This is a genomic window from Bradyrhizobium sp. Crot121 (assembly GCF_059512385.1).
In genome coordinates, this window is sequence record NZ_JCAMOR010000059.1 from 21,913 (window position 1) to 37,753 (window position 15,841).

At 61.8% G+C, this 15,841-nt stretch carries 15 protein-coding genes and 1 pseudogene; 12 read left to right on the top strand and 4 right to left on the bottom strand.

Going from position 1 to position 15,841, the window contains the following annotated elements; genetic code table 11:
- Positions 1–31: 31 nt before the first annotated feature.
- The gene (locus tag AC5ZGW_RS33930) at positions 32–178 is read right to left on the bottom strand and encodes a hypothetical protein (protein WP_165435234.1); all 147 of its coding nucleotides are present in this window, start codon (positions 176–178) and stop codon (positions 32–34) included.
- A 687-nt stretch (positions 179–865) separates the two neighbouring features.
- On the bottom strand, positions 866–2,380 hold the full coding sequence (gene pdxR / locus AC5ZGW_RS33935; RefSeq protein WP_130226133.1) for a MocR-like pyridoxine biosynthesis transcription factor PdxR: 1,515 nt from the start codon (positions 2,378–2,380) through the stop codon (positions 866–868).
- Positions 2,381–2,457: 77 nt separating this feature from the next.
- On the opposite strand from pdxR, the gene AC5ZGW_RS33940 reads away from it, so the two are divergent.
- On the top strand, positions 2,458–3,078 hold the full coding sequence (locus AC5ZGW_RS33940; RefSeq protein WP_474418823.1) for a CinA family protein: 621 nt from the start codon (positions 2,458–2,460) through the stop codon (positions 3,076–3,078).
- Positions 3,075–4,073, top strand: coding sequence for a CobW family GTP-binding protein (locus AC5ZGW_RS33945; RefSeq protein WP_130226134.1), 999 nt, complete (start codon positions 3,075–3,077; stop codon positions 4,071–4,073). The genes AC5ZGW_RS33940 and AC5ZGW_RS33945 overlap by 4 nt, the downstream gene beginning before the upstream one ends.
- On the opposite strand, the gene AC5ZGW_RS33950 is transcribed toward AC5ZGW_RS33945, so the two are convergent.
- The gene (locus AC5ZGW_RS33950) at positions 4,036–4,962 is read right to left on the bottom strand and encodes a ribose-phosphate pyrophosphokinase (protein WP_130226135.1); all 927 of its coding nucleotides are present in this window, start codon (positions 4,960–4,962) and stop codon (positions 4,036–4,038) included. The genes AC5ZGW_RS33945 and AC5ZGW_RS33950 overlap by 38 nt on opposite strands.
- 183 nt (positions 4,963–5,145) lie before the next feature.
- Here AC5ZGW_RS33950 and AC5ZGW_RS33955 point away from each other — a divergent pair, with 183 nt between their 5' ends.
- The 10 genes from AC5ZGW_RS33955 to AC5ZGW_RS34000 all read left to right on the top strand — a co-directional run bounded on the left by AC5ZGW_RS33955 (position 5,146) and on the right by AC5ZGW_RS34000 (position 14,953).
- Positions 5,146–5,877, top strand: coding sequence for an orotidine 5'-phosphate decarboxylase / HUMPS family protein (locus tag AC5ZGW_RS33955; RefSeq protein WP_130226136.1), 732 nt, complete (start codon positions 5,146–5,148; stop codon positions 5,875–5,877).
- Between the two features lie 2 nt (positions 5,878–5,879).
- A complete protein-coding gene (locus tag AC5ZGW_RS33960) occupies positions 5,880–7,340 on the top strand; it encodes an aldehyde dehydrogenase family protein (protein ID WP_130226137.1) in 1,461 nt (486 codons plus the stop codon).
- 116 nt (positions 7,341–7,456) lie between these two features.
- The gene (locus tag AC5ZGW_RS33965; protein ID WP_130226138.1) at positions 7,457–8,713 is read left to right on the top strand and encodes a metal-dependent hydrolase family protein; all 1,257 of its coding nucleotides are present in this window, start codon (positions 7,457–7,459) and stop codon (positions 8,711–8,713) included.
- Positions 8,714–8,729: 16 nt separating this feature from the next.
- A complete protein-coding gene (gene nadC, locus AC5ZGW_RS33970) occupies positions 8,730–9,620 on the top strand; it encodes a carboxylating nicotinate-nucleotide diphosphorylase (RefSeq protein WP_130226139.1) in 891 nt (296 codons plus the stop codon).
- Between the two features lie 91 nt (positions 9,621–9,711).
- Positions 9,712–10,410, top strand: coding sequence for a pyrimidine 5'-nucleotidase (locus tag AC5ZGW_RS33975; protein WP_165435235.1), 699 nt, complete (start codon positions 9,712–9,714; stop codon positions 10,408–10,410).
- A gap of 148 nt (positions 10,411–10,558) precedes the next feature.
- Positions 10,559–11,692: an ABC transporter substrate-binding protein gene (locus AC5ZGW_RS33980; protein WP_130226141.1), complete on the top strand. Its 1,134-nt coding sequence runs from the start codon at positions 10,559–10,561 to the stop codon at positions 11,690–11,692.
- A gap of 16 nt (positions 11,693–11,708) precedes the next feature.
- Positions 11,709–12,593, top strand: a complete 885-nt coding sequence (locus AC5ZGW_RS33985) for a branched-chain amino acid ABC transporter permease (protein ID WP_130226142.1) — start codon at positions 11,709–11,711, stop codon at positions 12,591–12,593.
- The gene (locus AC5ZGW_RS33990; RefSeq protein WP_130226143.1) at positions 12,590–13,486 is read left to right on the top strand and encodes a branched-chain amino acid ABC transporter permease; all 897 of its coding nucleotides are present in this window, start codon (positions 12,590–12,592) and stop codon (positions 13,484–13,486) included. Before AC5ZGW_RS33985 ends, AC5ZGW_RS33990 begins: the two co-directional genes overlap by 4 nt.
- Entirely contained in the window at positions 13,483–14,256 is a 774-nt protein-coding gene (locus AC5ZGW_RS33995) for an ABC transporter ATP-binding protein (protein ID WP_130226144.1), read from the top strand. The genes AC5ZGW_RS33990 and AC5ZGW_RS33995 overlap by 4 nt, the downstream gene beginning before the upstream one ends.
- Positions 14,249–14,953: an ABC transporter ATP-binding protein gene (locus tag AC5ZGW_RS34000; protein ID WP_028167117.1), complete on the top strand. Its 705-nt coding sequence runs from the start codon at positions 14,249–14,251 to the stop codon at positions 14,951–14,953. The genes AC5ZGW_RS33995 and AC5ZGW_RS34000 overlap by 8 nt, the downstream gene beginning before the upstream one ends.
- A 363-nt stretch (positions 14,954–15,316) precedes the next feature.
- On the opposite strand, the pseudogene AC5ZGW_RS34005 reads toward AC5ZGW_RS34000, so the two are convergent.
- A pseudogene (locus AC5ZGW_RS34005) lies at positions 15,317–15,640 on the bottom strand (integrase core domain-containing protein); the annotation flags it as partial.
- Between the last annotated feature and the right edge of the window lie 201 nt (positions 15,641–15,841).

Here is a 15,841-nt window from a genome sequence, read left to right on the forward strand (position 1 = left end):
CACTCGCGCGCTTGTTGAAAATGCCGGTCGCCTAGCCACATTCAAACAGCGCGAGGACATCGACATCTTCAAGCCGCCAGACCTGGGTCCCGAGCGTCTGATACCAGACCGCCTCATCGCTCATGATGGCGGTCTCTTCCTGAATGTTGGCGCGTATAGTTGGTAGCAGTTGCGCCATTGATGCTTGGCCTGTGTGTACCGAAAACCTCATGCGAGTTGATGAGGTGACGAATCACCTAAGCTGGCGGAATGATCGGGCTTCTGTATTTCGTCCTGGCCGTCTTGGCCTCGCCATCAAGTCGAAGGTGAGGCTTGAGGCTGAGAACGCGGTGCTTCGACATCAGTTGATTGTTTTGCGGCGCAGGCTACCCGGCCGTGTCCAATTCGCGAACAGCGATCGCCGGTTCTTGATCCGGCTGTATCGCTGGTTCCCGGCTATCCTTCAGGTTCTTACCATCATCCGGCCCGAGACGGTCATCTGCTGGCACCGGTCTGGCTTTCGTTACTATTGGCGTTGGAAGTCACGATCTTTGGGAGGCCGGCCGCAGATCGCGGTGGGGCTGCGCGTTGATCCGGCAGATGAGCGTCGAGAACCCACTTTGGGGCGCGCCGCGCATCTATGGCGAACTTCTCAAGCTCGGGTTCGAGGTCGCTCAATCGACATCAGAACGCATCGGTCATTAAGGGCAGAAATCGAGCTGCGCATTGCGATTTCGAGCCCTCTCAAGGCCAAGATAGGGGTTCGATCCCCTACGGAGCGCCACCCGCATCTGTCGTGACTGGCGAACTTGGTCGTGAATTCGACTTTGCCGTTTGTCGGCCGAGTTCTGGCGGAGATATCGCGCAATCCAGACAGAAAGCGCGCCTAGATCGGTACAAGCGGTGTGCGGTGGCTCCGCGCGCCAGGCTGCAGCATGTCGTTGAGCGCCAGAACCTCCGCAAGGCGGTCGATCCCGGCACGGATCTGGTCTTCAGTGAGTGACGCGTAGCCGAGCAGAAGCCAGTTCGTCTCGAAGTGGTCCCCGTCGTATTCGTGGCCGCCGCCTGATTGCACGGTATAAACCCCGATATTGCGGGTACGGGCGACGGCCTTTATGCTGTGAGCCGGTACCAGTGAGGCCGGTAGGCGCCAAGCCACGTGTGTGCCAGCATCCGTGCCCATCAAATCGACATCGCCGAACCGTTCGCGCATCCGCGCGATCAGCGCATTGCGTCGCGCATAGTAATGCTGCTGGCAACGCCGCAGATGCCGCACGAACCCGCCGCCTTGCATGAAGCGCGCCAGGGCGGCCTGTTCCAGCCAGACCTGACCGTTGTCGAGCAGCGCCTTGGCGGTCGCGGCAGCGTGGACGAGATGTTCCGGAAATATCGCAAAGCCCGTGCGCAACCCGGCGCCGAGCGACTTCGAGAACGTACCGAGATAGATCACGTGATCCGGTGCGAGGGCCTTTGTTGCCGGGAGCGGAGCGCCGTCGTAGCGGAACTCGCTGTCGTAATCGTCCTCGATCACATGAGCACCGGTCTGCTGCGCCCAGCGAGCGATTGCGCGTCGACGCTCCAGCGACAGAGTCGCGCCCATTGGAAACTGGTGTGACGGCGTCAGGTAAGCGAGCTTTGCATTGGATGCAGCCACCTTTTGTGCATCTATGCCCGCGTGATCGATCGCGATCGGTAGCAGCCGCATGCGATAGCTTTCGAACAGATAGGCCGCGCCCTGATTGCACGGGTTCTCGACGGCGATCTCGTCGTCGGGAGACGCCAAAAGGCGCAACACCAAATTGAGCGCGAGCTGTGCGCCGGCGACGATCACGACCTGTTCGGGGCGCACGCGAATCCCGCGTGTCGCTCCGACGTGCTCGGCGATCTCGATGCGTAGAGGCATCAGTCCGCATGGATCGCCGTATTCGGTCAGGTTGTGTCCGGCCGCGGCGAGCGACTGCATCACCAGGCGCCGCCAGGTCTTCAGGGGAAAGGCGCGTGGGTCCGTTCGCTGGGTCCAGAAATCGATCGGAATATTCGAATTGTTGAGGATCGCGTGCTGCCGTCCGATGAAGACGGGAGCGGTGCGGGCGTCGGAACCTTCGGAGGAGAGATCGCTGGTCTTCTCCGCCGAGACCGAGCGATCCGGCAGGACATCGGTGACGAAAGTGCCGACCATCGGCTTGGCGACGAGGTAACCTTCGTTGATCAGGCGCTCGTAGCCGAAGATCACGGAGTTACGCGAGACCTTGAGCTGAGTGGCGAGCAGTCTCGACGACGGCACGGATGCGCCAGCGCGGAGCGTACCAGCCACGATCTGCTCGCGGATCCGCTGATAGATCTGTTCCTGCAAGCTCTCCGCGCCGTTGCGGTCGAGCGTGATCAGCACCTTAGTCCCCATTCATTGCGCCCGGCACAGCAAAGACCATAATCGGCCTTGCAGCAAGTTCAAGTTAGGCAGCGCAGGTCCAGTTCGTGATGATCTTCTGGGACCACCCGCCGCCAGTCGTTGACTTCAAAGGCCACCGGCATTCATCGTTGGAAAAACCAACTACATGTGAGCCTGCAATGCCGATGAACCAGCAGTTTTTGAACGAGGGTCAGACGATTTTTCCTGCGGCGCTGCTCGACGCAGCGGCTGCGGCACTCGATGCCGCCAAACGAAAGGGCGTTCGCCTTGCCGCCGCTGAAACGGTCACTGCGGGTCTCGTCAGCTCCTGTCTGACGTCGGTCTCGGGCGCGTCGCAAATATTCGATCGGGGCTATGTCCTGTATCACGAGACTGCGAAGGCGACCGGCCTTGGGGTCGCGGAGGAGGTTTCGGCTCAGCACGGCGCTGTAAGCGCCGAGGTGACGCAGGGACTGGCCGAAGGCCTGTTGTCAAACTCTGGCGCGGCCGTCACTGTTGCCATCACCGGTTACGCGGGCCCTGGCGGAGGCAACGCGAGGAATCCGGTGGGTACAATCTACATCGCAGCGGCCCGCAAGGATGCGCCGATCATGGCGGAACGCCACGTATTTTCAGGAAGCCGTGACAACGTGCGGCTGTCGGCGGTCGCCGCCGCCATTTGCCTGCTCCAAAAGCAAATCGAGGCGTGAACCGCATCCCGCTGGTCCTGCTGACGGGCTTTCTCGGCTCGGGCAAGACGACGATGCTGAATGCGCTGATCGCGAGCGAGGACTTCCGCGACACTGCGGTCGTGATCAACGAGGTCGGTGATGTCGGTCTCGACCATCTGCTGGTGGAGCAGGGCGCGGATACGGTCATGGTGCTCGAGGGCGGCTGCCTGTGCTGTCGCGCCAAGGGCAGGCTGGCGCCGACGCTGGAAGGCCTGCTACGGCGCAGCCGTGATGGGAGCCTCCCACCGTTCAAACGCATCGTCGTCGAGACCAGCGGGCTGTCGGATCCAGCAGCCGTGCTGGAGGGTTTGATTTCGGATGCCTTCTTCAACCATCGTATCTCGCTGGCCGGAATCGTCACCGTCGTTGACGGCCGTGCGTTTCTGCCTACGGTCGACAAGCACATCGAAGCGCGGATGCAGGTGGCGCTGGCGGACCGGCTATTGATTTCGAAGGCAGATATCGCGGATACCGACGATGTGACCGCCGTCCTGCAGGCGCTGACCTCAATCAATCCGCATGCAAGACAGTCGGTGATACACCCGCAGACAGTAACGATGGACATGTTCTGGCCGAATTCGCTGGATCTGCCGCGGTCGCTGATGAAGCCGTTGCGCCTGATGTGTTCGGCCGAGCCTGCGCCACTCGCGACTGCCTCGCTCGCGTTCGACGGCGCGATTGCGCCCGACGTGCTGGAGGCTTGGCTCGATCACACGATTGGTCTGTTGGGGTCGATGTTGTTGCGCATGAAGGCGATGCTGGATATCGAAGGCGCGCCCGGTCCGACGGTTCTGCACGTCGTGCAGGGATTGCTGCACCAGCCGACCGATCTTGAGGAATGGCCGGTCTTGGAGCAACGCAACAGGATCGTGCTGATCGGACGTGACGTCGAGGAGCAGATTCTCGTCGATGCCCTGGCGCGACTACAAGTGACGGTCAGGCAAACAGCGAGGATACCGAGCGTTCTTCACTGATCCGGAGTATCGCCTCGCCGATCAGCGGGGCGACCGAGACGTGGCGAAGCTTCGGGCGGTGTCGATTCGTTTCCTCGATGCTGTCTGTCACCGTCAACGACGTGAGACGCGAAGCCTCGATTCTATCCAGCGCGGCGCCAGACAGCACGCCGTGAGACGCATAGGCGCAGACGTTAGTCGCGCCGCGATCGAGCAGCGCATCGGCCGCATTGCACAGCGTGCCGCCGGAATCGACGATGTCGTCGATCAGGATGCAGGCCTTTCCTTCGACCTCGCCGATCACATTCATCACTTCGGAAACGCCGGCCTGTGGCCGGCGTTTGTCGATGATGGCGAGGGGGGCGCCAATCCGTTGCGCGAGCAGCCGGGCGCGCACGACGCCGCCGATGTCGGGTGAGACCACCACGGTATTGCCGGGGACGAAACGGTCGGCGATATCTCGCGCAAACAGAGGTGCGCCGAACAGATTGTCGGTCGGAATATCGAAGAAACCCTGAATCTGGCCGGCATGAAGATCAAGCGTCAGGATTCGATTGGCGCCAGCGATGGTGAGCAGATTCGCGATGAGTTTGGCCGAAATCGGGGTCCGCGGGCCGCTCTTCCGATCCTGCCTGGCATATCCGAAATACGGAATTACCGCGGTGATACGCCGCGCCGATCCGCGGCGCAATGCGTCGATGCAGATTAGCAGTTCCATCAGGTGATCGTTCGTCGGCGACGCGGTCGGCTGGACGACGAAAACGTCGGCGCCACGAACGTTCTCAAGCACCTCGACATAGATCTCAGCATCGGCGAAGCGCCGCACATCGGCCTTGACGGGAGATAGTTTGAGATAGTCGCAGATCCTAGTAGCAAGGGTTCGGTTGGCGTTGCAGGCGAGGATCATCATGAGATGTTGTCGTCTCCCGATCACCTTCACCCTATGTGTTCGAGACCGGCGATCTCAGCGCCAGTGGCTCCTCAACTCATGGAGCCAGCCTGCGCCCTGGTACCAAAAACAAGTCATGCGGCGGACCTTGGGGTCGGCGAGGCGGCGGCCTAGCGTCCTCCGACACGTCATCGAGAGGACCACATGGCAAAAATGTTGAAGGGCGAGATGGGCATCGTGCCCGCGCTCGACATCGATTCCCACGACCAACTCGAGCAGGTGGTGCGCGAAACCTCGAATCGCGAGGGTGTCGCCGGCTACAAGCTCGGCCTGACCTCCGTGATGCGTTTTGGACTGAAGGAATCGATGCGCCGGCTGCGCGATCTCACCGGTCTGCCGATCCTCTACGACCATCAAAAGGCCGGTCCGGACATGCCGGACATGGCGACCAAGTACACCGCGATGTGCAAGGACGCCGATGTCGACGGGTTGATTCTGTTTCCCGTTGCCGGGCCGACCGCGGTCGATGGCTTCGTCGGCGCAGCGATCCGCGCAGGCATCGTGCCGGTGGTCGGCGGTGAAATCCCGGTGCCGGACTATGGCGTATCCGGCGGCGGCTACATGCTGGACGACGCGCTCGATCGCATCCTGGCGCGTGCTGTGACCAACAAGGCGAACCATTTTGTGTTGCCGGCGCACGACGTCATCAAGATCAAGCGCTGGTCGGAGTGGATCGCTGCGAACGTCCAGTCGCCCGTCGTGCTGCTGACCGGCTTCGGTGCGCTCGGTGGCAGCATCGAGACCTCTTTCGCAGCCGCGGCGGCTTGCCCGCGGCGTTTCGCCATCGTCGGCCGTCTGATCACCGGCGCCAAGGCGCCGGGCGACGCAGCTGCACGGATGTTCGAGCAGATGCAGGCCACGAAGGCGCTGGCCTGAAAATGACGATTGCACTCCCGCCAGTTCGGCTGACGCCATTCATCGGCGGCATTTTCCAGGAGCCCGGCGAGCGCGAAGAGGCGATCCTGGATCCAGCGACAGGCGAACTCGTCGCCCGCGTCGCCCCGGCAAGTTCAGGGCAGGTCGTCGAGGCGATCGCTGCAGCCCGCCGCGCGTTCGATGAAGGCGGCTGGCCGCGGATGCCGGTGTTCGAGCGTGGGCAAATGTTGCGCGCGATCGCCGACCACATCATGGCGAGAGCCCAGGATTTTGCACTGCTGGAAGCCGTGAACGGCGGCAAGCCGATCTCCGGAGCCCGGCGCGAGGTCGCCGGCGCGGCGCGCGTGTTCAGTTACTACGCCGGTGCGATGGACAAGTTCTTCGGTGACACCATCCCAGTCGCCGACAATTTGCTGAACTTCACTCTGCGCGAACCGCTCGGTGTCGTCGCGCAGATCACGCCATGGAACTTTCCGTTACTGGCGGCGGCATGGAAGCTGGCGCCTGCTCTCGCCGCGGGCTGCGCCTGCCTGCTGAAGCCGTCGCCGCTGACGCCACTATCGACACTGCTGCTGGCGGAGGTCATCGCCGATTGCGGCGTGCCGCCCGGCGTCGTCAACATTCTCCCCGGCGGCGCAGAAATCGGGCAGTTGCTCGCTGAATATGACGCCATCGACGGCATTTCCTTCACCGGATCGACGGCCGTCGGCACCGCCGTGATGCGAGCAGCTGCCGGCACCATCAAGAGCGTTGCGCTGGAGCTCGGCGGCAAGAACGCATGCATTGTGTTTGCCGACGCGGATATCGGAAAGGCCGCCAAGAGTGCGATCGGCGCCGTGTTTGGCAATGCCGGCCAGTCCTGTTCAGCCCGCTCCCGTTTGCTCATCCAGCGGTCGGCCGTTGAAGCGTTCACAGAGGCGCTGGTCGAGGAGGTCGCAGGCCTGAAGCTCGGTTCGCCGCTCGATGCCGCGACCACGCTGGGACCTTTGATCTCCGCGGCTCATTGGGACCGTGTCAACCAGAGCGTCCGCAAGGCGGAGCAGGATGGTGCCCGGCTGGTGACCGGTGGTCACCGGCCCGCTGGTCTGCCGAACGGCAATTTCTACCTTCCCACGATCTTCGCGGACGTCGCGCCGGAACTCGGGCTCTATCGCGACGAGGTCTTCGGTCCGGTCTGCAGCATCACACCATTCGACACCGAAGCCGACGCGATTGGCATGGCAAATGCTTCCGCCTATGGCCTGAACGGTTCGGTCTGGTCGCGTGACATCGGTCAGGCCCTGCGCGTCGCGAAGGCCGTACGGACCGGAATGATTGCCGTCAATGGATTGCCGAGTGCCAGCTCCACCAGCGTATTCGCGCCGTTCGGCGGCTACAAGCGCTCCGGACTCGGCCGCGAACTGGGGATGAATGCGCTGTCGTTCTACACCGAGACGAAGACCGTTACCGTGGACCTGACATGACGGGACAATCTGTCGCACAGGACCAGTCCGGTGGACCCATGGATTGAACGGCACTTGGTACTTCGCCCCGGTTTCGGCCCTGTTAGCCTTTCCCTTGAAACAAAGGACGTTTCTGAATGCTGTCTGCGATTGTCGGGGGCACCTTGATCGATGGACTCGGAGGCGATCCGGTCAAGTCCAGCGTCGTGGTGATCGAGAGCGGGAGAATAATCGCTGCGGGCTCCGAGGCAAATATAGCAATTCCTTCCGGCGCACTGCGGCTGGACGCATCAGGACGCACTATTCTTCCCGGCTTCATTGACTGTCACGTGCACGGCACTTATCGGGCACGCGATATGCGCCAGCATCTGCTAAACACGCCGACCTACAACGTCCTGCGCTCGATCGACATCCTTCGCGAGACGTTGGCCTGCGGAATCACGACGGCCCGTGACATGGGCGGAGCCGATGCCGGGTTCCGCGCCGCGATTGAAGAAGGGCTGATCGATGGTCCTCGGCTGCTGATCTCGCTCGGCATGATCTCGCAAACCGGTGGTCACGGCGACTATTGGGTGCCGGCGGACATGCGCATCAAGAAGCGAGCCTGGCTACCCGATACGGTTGCCGACGGCGTCGAGGACATCCGCCGCCTGGTTCGCGAACTGCTGATGCGCGGCGCGGACTTCATCAAGATCTGCGCGACCGGAGGCATCACCTCGGTCACCGATAGCTGGGACGAGCCGCAGTTCACCATCGACGAAATCCGCACGGCCGTCGAGGAGGCTGCCGCCAAGCGGCGACGCGTTGCGGTGCATGCCGAAGGCATAGATGGCATCCGAAACGCGGTGAAGGCCGGCATCCATACCCTCGAACACGGCTGGTTTCTCGACGAGGAAGCTGCCGACGAGATGATCAAGATGAACACCTGGTGGGTGCCGACCCTCGCGCTGGTGCCGCTATCGGTAAAGAAGCGGGCCGACGACAAGTCCTGGGCCGGGCACCAGATGGGTCAGGAAGACGTCAAGGACAAGCAGATCTACAACCTGATGCAGGATCAGATTCCGATCTGGAAGGAAGCGGTCCGGCGCGGCGTCAAGGTGGCCATGGGCACCGATCAGTCGCATCGCCTTCTGGTCGGCGAGAATATGGTCGAGCTGAAGTTCATGGTGGAATGGCTCGGCATGACGCCGATGGAAGTGATCGTCGCATCCACCAGCAAGGCCGCGGAATGCATCGAACGGCCCGAGCTTGGAGCGCTTGCGCCCGGCAAGGTGGCCGACGTCCTGGTGGTCGACGGCGATCCGCTCGCGGACATTGGCGTAATGGCAGATCGCTCGCGGCTGCACCTCGTCATGAAGGCCGGAAAGGCTTTTACCAACAAGCTTTCTTCCTGATCAAAGGATCAATCCGATGAAACTGAATCGCTTTATGATCCGGCCGCTTGTCGAGCAGGCTCTGCGCGAAGAACTTGGGCCCGGCGACACTACCGGCGGCTTCCTGGTCGGGGAGGATCCGGTCCAGGCCGCGCAGATCTACGCCAAAGGCCACGGTATCGTTTGCGGCCTGCTGCTGGCCGACGAGACGATCAAGCAGATCGATCCCGATGCGCGGGTCGAACACGCCGTCCAGGACGGTGACAGCGTGAGCCCAGGCACCGTGCTCATGCGCGTCCAGGCACGCGCCTCAACGTTCTTCATCATCGAGCGCAATTCTCTCGACTGGCTGCAGCAGATGTCGGGCATCGCGACCAAGACCCGCCGCTATTTCGATCTGGTCAAGCACACCAAGGTCCGGCTGACCGATACGCGCAAGGGCTGGCCGGGACTTCGGATGATCATGAAGTACGCCGTACGCGTCGGGGGTGCTCACAACCACATCTTCAGCCTGGCCAACTGCATCCTGGTCAAGGACAATCACATCAAGATCGCCGGCTCGATCACCAATGCGATCGAGACGCTGCGGGCGACCGCTCAGCACACGTTCAAGATCGAAGTCGAATGTGAAACTCTGGAGATGGTCGAGGAAGCACTGTCGTGCGGCGTCGAGATCATCATGTTCGACAACATGGACATCGGCGAAATGCGCGACGGGCTGAAGCTCGTCAACGGCCGCGCCATGACTGAAGCATCGGGCGGCATCAACGAACAGACCATCGTCCCCATCGCCGAGACCGGCGTCGATATCATCTCGGTCGGCGATCTGACCCACTCGATTCGAGCGCTCGATATCAGCCTCGACGTCAAGGACATCAAGCCGAGCGCCCATCGCGCGATTAAACGGATGAAAGAGGCTGTGGCCTGAGGAGGAGCAAACGACCCATCTCGACTTCCAGCCATTGAGCGACGTCATGATCGTCTCGGCAAGTGCAGGGGAAGTTCAACGAGACGGCGACGTGCGCGAAGCCTTTGCGCATGTCGAGAACTGGATTTTCGATCTCGACGACACGCTCTATGCGCGCTCGATTGGTCTGCACGAACAGCTCAGGCGGCGCGTGGTGGCGTTCATCGCCGACCACATGAAAATACATCTTGCTGCTGCGGAGGCGATGCATCTCGACTATTACGAGCGATTTGGCTCGACGCTGCAGGGAATGGTCGAACTGCACGGCGTGGCGCCGGACGAATTTCTCGATTTCGTGCACGACATCGATCTGTCGGCGCTGAGTCCGAATCTGCGCTTGATCGCAAGCATCACGGCACTGCCGGGCAAACGCGTGGTTTTCACGAACGCATCACGCGGCCACGCATTGGCTGCGCTCGCTGCGATCGGCCTATCCGACGTCTTTGACGTCGTGGCCAGCATCGAGGACAGCGGCTACGTCGGAAAGCCGCATCGGAGCGCCTTCGAAAATCTGTTTGTCAGGCACGGGATCGATCCAACGGCGTCCGCGATGTTCGAAGATCGCGCGGGGAATCTCGTCGCCCCTCGCGAGCTCGGCATGAAGACCGCGCTTGTCGTCGATCCGATCCTTCATGTCGATCGGTTAAACGGTGTGCAAGAGCCTGATCACGTCGACGTCGTCGTGACGAATCTCGCGGTGTTTCTCGATGAACTGCAATTCAAGCGTGAGTGCGGAAAGAACGGCGCGTAGCGCGCACGAGGCGTAGAAAATTGGTTTAATAAGTAAGCAGAGAATGTCTGATCTTTGCTCTCGCGTGTGAACAAAAGTGATGTAGCTTTATTTTCGGTCGATCGCGCGAGTAGTTACCGCGAGAGACAATACTCGAAGGGACTTCTCGATGAAGAGATCGGTGTTTGCGTTGTTGCTTTCTGCAGCCGGTGCGATGGCATTTTCCAGCGCGGCTCTGTCGGAAACGCCGGTCAATATCGGCATCGTGCAGGCGACATCGGGTGGGTCGGCCGCCCTGTACGGTCTAATGCAGAAGAACGGCGCGGAACTTGCGATCGACGAGATCAATACGTCGGGCAAGCTCGGTGACTACAAGCTCGTCGGGATTCATCAAGATGACGCCGGTGACCGTGGTCAGTCGGTGAATATCTTTCAGCGCCTGATCAATCAGGAAAAGGTCGCGGTGATCCTGGGGCCGACGCTGGCGACCTCCGCATTCGCTGCCGACCCGCTGGCGCAAAAGGCCGGCGTTCCCGTCATCGCGAGCTCGAACACCGCGCCTGGCATCACGGACATGGGTGACTACATCTTCCGCACCAGCCCGCCGGAATCGATGGTGTTCCCGGGCGTGCTGGCTTACGTGAAGAAAAAATACTCGCCGAAGACAGCCGCGCAGATCTACGGCATCGACGACACCCTGATGAAGTCGGCCTATGCGGTCCACAAGAAGGCGCTGGAGTCCGAAGACATTAAGATCGTCGCGACCGAGACGTTTCAGAAGGGCGACGTCGACTATTCGGCTCAGCTCACCAAGATCAAGGCAGCCAACCCCGACATTCTGGTAATTGGCGGCCTCGCCGAGGAAACCGCGAACATCGTCCGCCAGGCCCGACAGCTCGGTATTCCGCCGTCAACGGTCATTCTCGGTGCCAACGCGGCGATCTCCAACAAGCTCGCCGAGCTTGCCGGTGCCGCGGCGGACGGTTTCACCGTCGGCTCAGGCTGGTTCATTCAGTACGACAGCCCCAAGAACAAGGCGTTCGTCGAGGCCTATCGCAAGAGGTACAGCTCCGAGCCCGACAACTTCGCAGCTCAGGCCTATACATCGGTCTACGTCGTTGCCGATGCGGTCAAGCGCGCTGGCGGGGTGTCGGACCTCAAGAAGCTGCGCGACGCCATCGCGGCGACCAAAGACCTGGAAGCGAACAACGGCAGCTTCTCGTTCGATGCGCACCGCGAGCCGGCAGTGACGCCGAAGGTCTTGGTTATGAAAGGCGGCAAGTTCATCTTGGCCGCCGACTGATCCGTAGGGATCTGCGATGTCGACCTTCTTGCAGCAGCTCGTCAATGGCATCTCGCTCGGATCAACCTATGCCGTGTTCGCGATGGGATGCACGCTGATCTTCGGCGTGTTGAACATCGTCAATATGGCGCAAGGTGCGTTCTTCATGGGCGGGGCGTATTTTGGTCTCGAAGCTGCGCGGCTGGGGTTGCCGGCGCCGCTGGCGCTCGCGGTGGCGCTAGCCGGTGGTGGTTTGCTCGGGATGCTGAGCGAACTGGTGATCTTCCGCACGTTGCGGGCACGCGGCGGGCATCGCTGGATGGGATTGGTGGCCAGTCTCGCCCTGGCGCGCATGATGGTCGGATTGGCGCAGGAGATTTTCGGCACCCAGGTTCAACGCTATCCGGCAAGCGATCTCATGCAGATCTCCTGGGAAATCGCGGACGTCAGGATCCAGTTGTTGCAGGTCGTGCTTCTGGTTGTTTCGCTGCTGCTGATGGCGTTGCTGGCCTTCGTATTGCAGCGAAGCTCGATCGGCCGGGCGATCAGAACCGTGGCGTTCAGTGAGGATGTCGCGCGCATCGTCGGCGTTCCAGTGGGCCGAACAATTCTGGCGACCTTCTTCCTGGCGGGTGCGCTGGCCGGTGCGGCGGGCATGCTGCTCGGCAATCTGTTCAACGTGGTTTCGCCGTTCATGGGCGAGCAGATGCTCGTGAAGGGGCTCACCGTCATCATTCTCGGCGGTCTCGGCAATGTGCCGGGTGCCGTCGCCGGCGGCTTCCTGCTGGGATTGATCGAGGTCTTCAGCGTCGCCTACGTGTCGTCGTCCTTTCGGGATGCGATCGGTTTCGGGTTGATCTTCGTCATCCTGCTGGTCAAGCCGAACGGATTGTTCTCCGGCTTTGAAGAGCGCCGCGCATGAGCGCCTGGATCAGCCAGTTTTTCGCGAGCTATTCGAACATCATCGATTTATGCCTGCTCAATTCGCTAGTCGGCTACGGCCTTTTCCTGGCGCTGAGCGCCAACATGTTCTCGCTGGCGACCGGTGGCTTTATGGCGTTGGGGGCTTATTGCAGCGTGTACTGCACGATGGAGCTCGGCTTTCCGTTCGCGCCGGCGGTCTTCGCGGGCGCGCTGCTGGCGGCCCTTGGGGCTGCAGCGATTGGAGCGCCGGTGCTCCGTTTGCGGGGCGACTACTTCATGCTCGCGACGTTCGCGTTCACCGAAGTGATTAGAGTGATCGCATTGAACTGGGATAGCGTCACCGGAGGCGCCATCGGCATCTTCAGCATTCCCCGTCACACCGAGACGTGGCACCTCGCGCTCGCCGTCGCCGTCGTCATCTACGTCGCTTACACCCTGCGACGTTCCTATTTCGGCCGCGCGATCGCCGCCATCAAGCAGGACGACGTGGTCGCCCAGTCAATGGGCGTCAATGTGTTCATGCATCGCCTGTCGCTGTTCATTGCCAGCGGATTCATCTGCGGCGCAGCGGGCGCGCTGGCCGCGCATCTCAACTATTTCATCGGGCCGGGCGATTTCGGACTGGTGCGCAGCGTCGATGCGCTGACCTATCCGATCCTGGGTGGCGTCAATGCACTCGCCGGTCCGCTGATCGGCGCGATCTTCACGACGCTGCTGCCGGAGGCGCTGCGCTTCTCGAATCAATTGCGCGAGATCCTGATGGGCGCGCTGGTCGTGGCGATCGTGCTCTATCTGCCGGGCGGTGCGATGTCGGTCTTCAAGCTGCGCTGGTTCGGAGTGCGGGCTGGTGAGACAAAGCTCGCGGCGGCTACCGAGCAGGCGCAGTCATGATCGGCGTCCAACTCGAAGTATGGAAAATCGCCAAGCGCTTCCAGGGCATCGTGGCGGTCGACAGCATTTCGTTCGTGGCCGCAGCCGGGCAGGTCACCGGCCTGATCGGACCGAACGGCTCCGGCAAGACCACCACAATGAACATGATCACCGGGCTATATCCGGCCGATGCGGGCCGGATTACGCTCGATGGTGTTCCGCTGACCGGCTCGCCGCCGCATCAGGTGGCCGCGCGCGGCGTGGCGCGCACGTTCCAAAACATCCGGCTGCTCGCCGACCAGTCGGTGCTCGCCAACGTGACGCTCGGAACGCATCTCGGTCATCGTCGGAGCATTCTGGCGGTGCTGGCGCGTCTGCCGGGCGTCGCTCGCGAGGAGAGGGAGGCGGAGGGGCGCTGCCGCTCGCTTCTCGACGAACTCCGTATTGGACATCTTGCCGAGGTGTTGGCCGGGAATCTTTCCTATGGCGACCGGCGTCGTGTCGAGATCGCTCGCGCCCTGGCAACACGACCGCGGCTGCTGCTGCTCGACGAGCCGGCGGCCGGAATGAATCATTCCGAGAAGGAGCAACTCGCCGATCTGATCCGGCAGATCAAGGCGTCCGGCATTACGGTTCTGCTGATCGAGCACGATATCGACCTCGTCTCCAAGGTAACCGACCACATCGTCTGCTTGAACTTCGGCCGTGAGATCGCTGAGGGTACGCCTGCGGAGATCCGGAACAGCCCGGCTGTCATCGAAGCTTATCTGGGGCGCGACGAGGCTGCTTGAGATCCGCAAGCTCAGTGCCGGCTATGGCCCGGTCGATGTGCTGGAAGGCATTTCGCTTTCCGTCCCTACGGGATCGTGCGTCTGCCTGATCGGTGCGAACGGCGCGGGCAAGACCACGACCTTATCGGCTATCTGTGGGCTGGTCGCAGCATCATCGGGTGACATCCTGCTCGAAGGGCAGTCGATCCGCCGCGCATCTGCCGACGTGATCGTCCGACGGGGCGTGAGTCTGGTGCCGGAAGGCCGCCGGGTGGTATCGAACATGAGCGTCGAGGACAATCTGCTGGTTGGCGCCTATACGCGACGCGACGACCAAGTCGGCGCCGATCTGGAGAGCGTGTATCGTCGTTTCGGCCGCCTGCGTGAGCGGCGCAAGCAATTCGCCGGCCAGATGTCCGGCGGTGAGCAGCAGATGTTGGCGATCGGCCGCGCGTTGATGGCGCGGCCGAAGCTGCTCTTGCTGGACGAGCCGTCGATGGGCCTCGCGCCGCAGATCGTCAACGACATCTTCCGCACCATTCGCGAGATCAACGCCGCCGGCACGACGGTGTTGCTGGTGGAGCAGAATGCGCGCAAGGCGCTCTCGATCGCCAGCTACGGCTACGTGCTCGAATCCGGCGGGATCAAATTGGAAGGTCAGGCGGGTGACTTGCTGAAGTCGCCACAGATCGTCGCCGCGTATCTCGGCAGTGCGTAGGACCGATCCATGAGTTGCTCGACCATCTCGTGCGACAATTTGACTGCCAAGGCCAGGTTCTGCTGCATTTTCGATCGGAGCTGCCGCAATTCGAAGCAATCGGGCTGCCGCGGTCGAAGCAAGCATACGAGCCGTGCCAAATCGCGCGGGGGCGATGGAACGCGTGTGATCACCCGTTGAGCACCGATCCCGGCAATCCCTCCTGTCTGTACCGAAAACCTGAGCTCGGGCGTAGTGGTGGTGAAGTCCGCCAAGGATGGCGTGTGATTTAATGCTTCCGGTTCGCTGAACCGGGCGAGCAACCGGCGCGTCTTTGTCCAACGACCGGCGCGTTCGGATGTCGTTGTAATAGCGTGCGTAGGATCGCAAAATCCGTCGTAGATGCGTCTCACCAAAGACGAGGATGTGATCTAAGCACTCGCGGCGGATCGATCCGCTCAACCGTTCGGCAACTCCATTCTGCCACGGCGAGGCCGGTGCAGTAGGCTTGTCGCGGATGCCCATGGAGCGCATTCGGCGCGACGACGCTGCCATAGATCCGGTCGAGATCCCGGATGAGGTAGCGCGGAGCCTGGTCCCAGGGAAATGCCTCCGTGAGTTGACGTGCAACCCATTCGGCCGTCGGATGTGCTGTGACGTTGATCCAAACGAGGGCTCTGCGATCGAGCCGGACGATGACGAGAGCATAGAGCGGTTCGAAACCGATCGTTGGAACGACGAACAAGTCCATGGCGGCAATGTCCGGCGCGTGGCTGCGCAAGAACGTCCGCCATCCCTGGCTGGGCGGCCCGCGTCGCCTGACCATGTACTTAGCGACGCTCGACTGCGCGACCTCAAACCCGAGCTTCAGCAGTTCGCCGTGGATGCGCGGCGCGCCCCAAAGCGGAT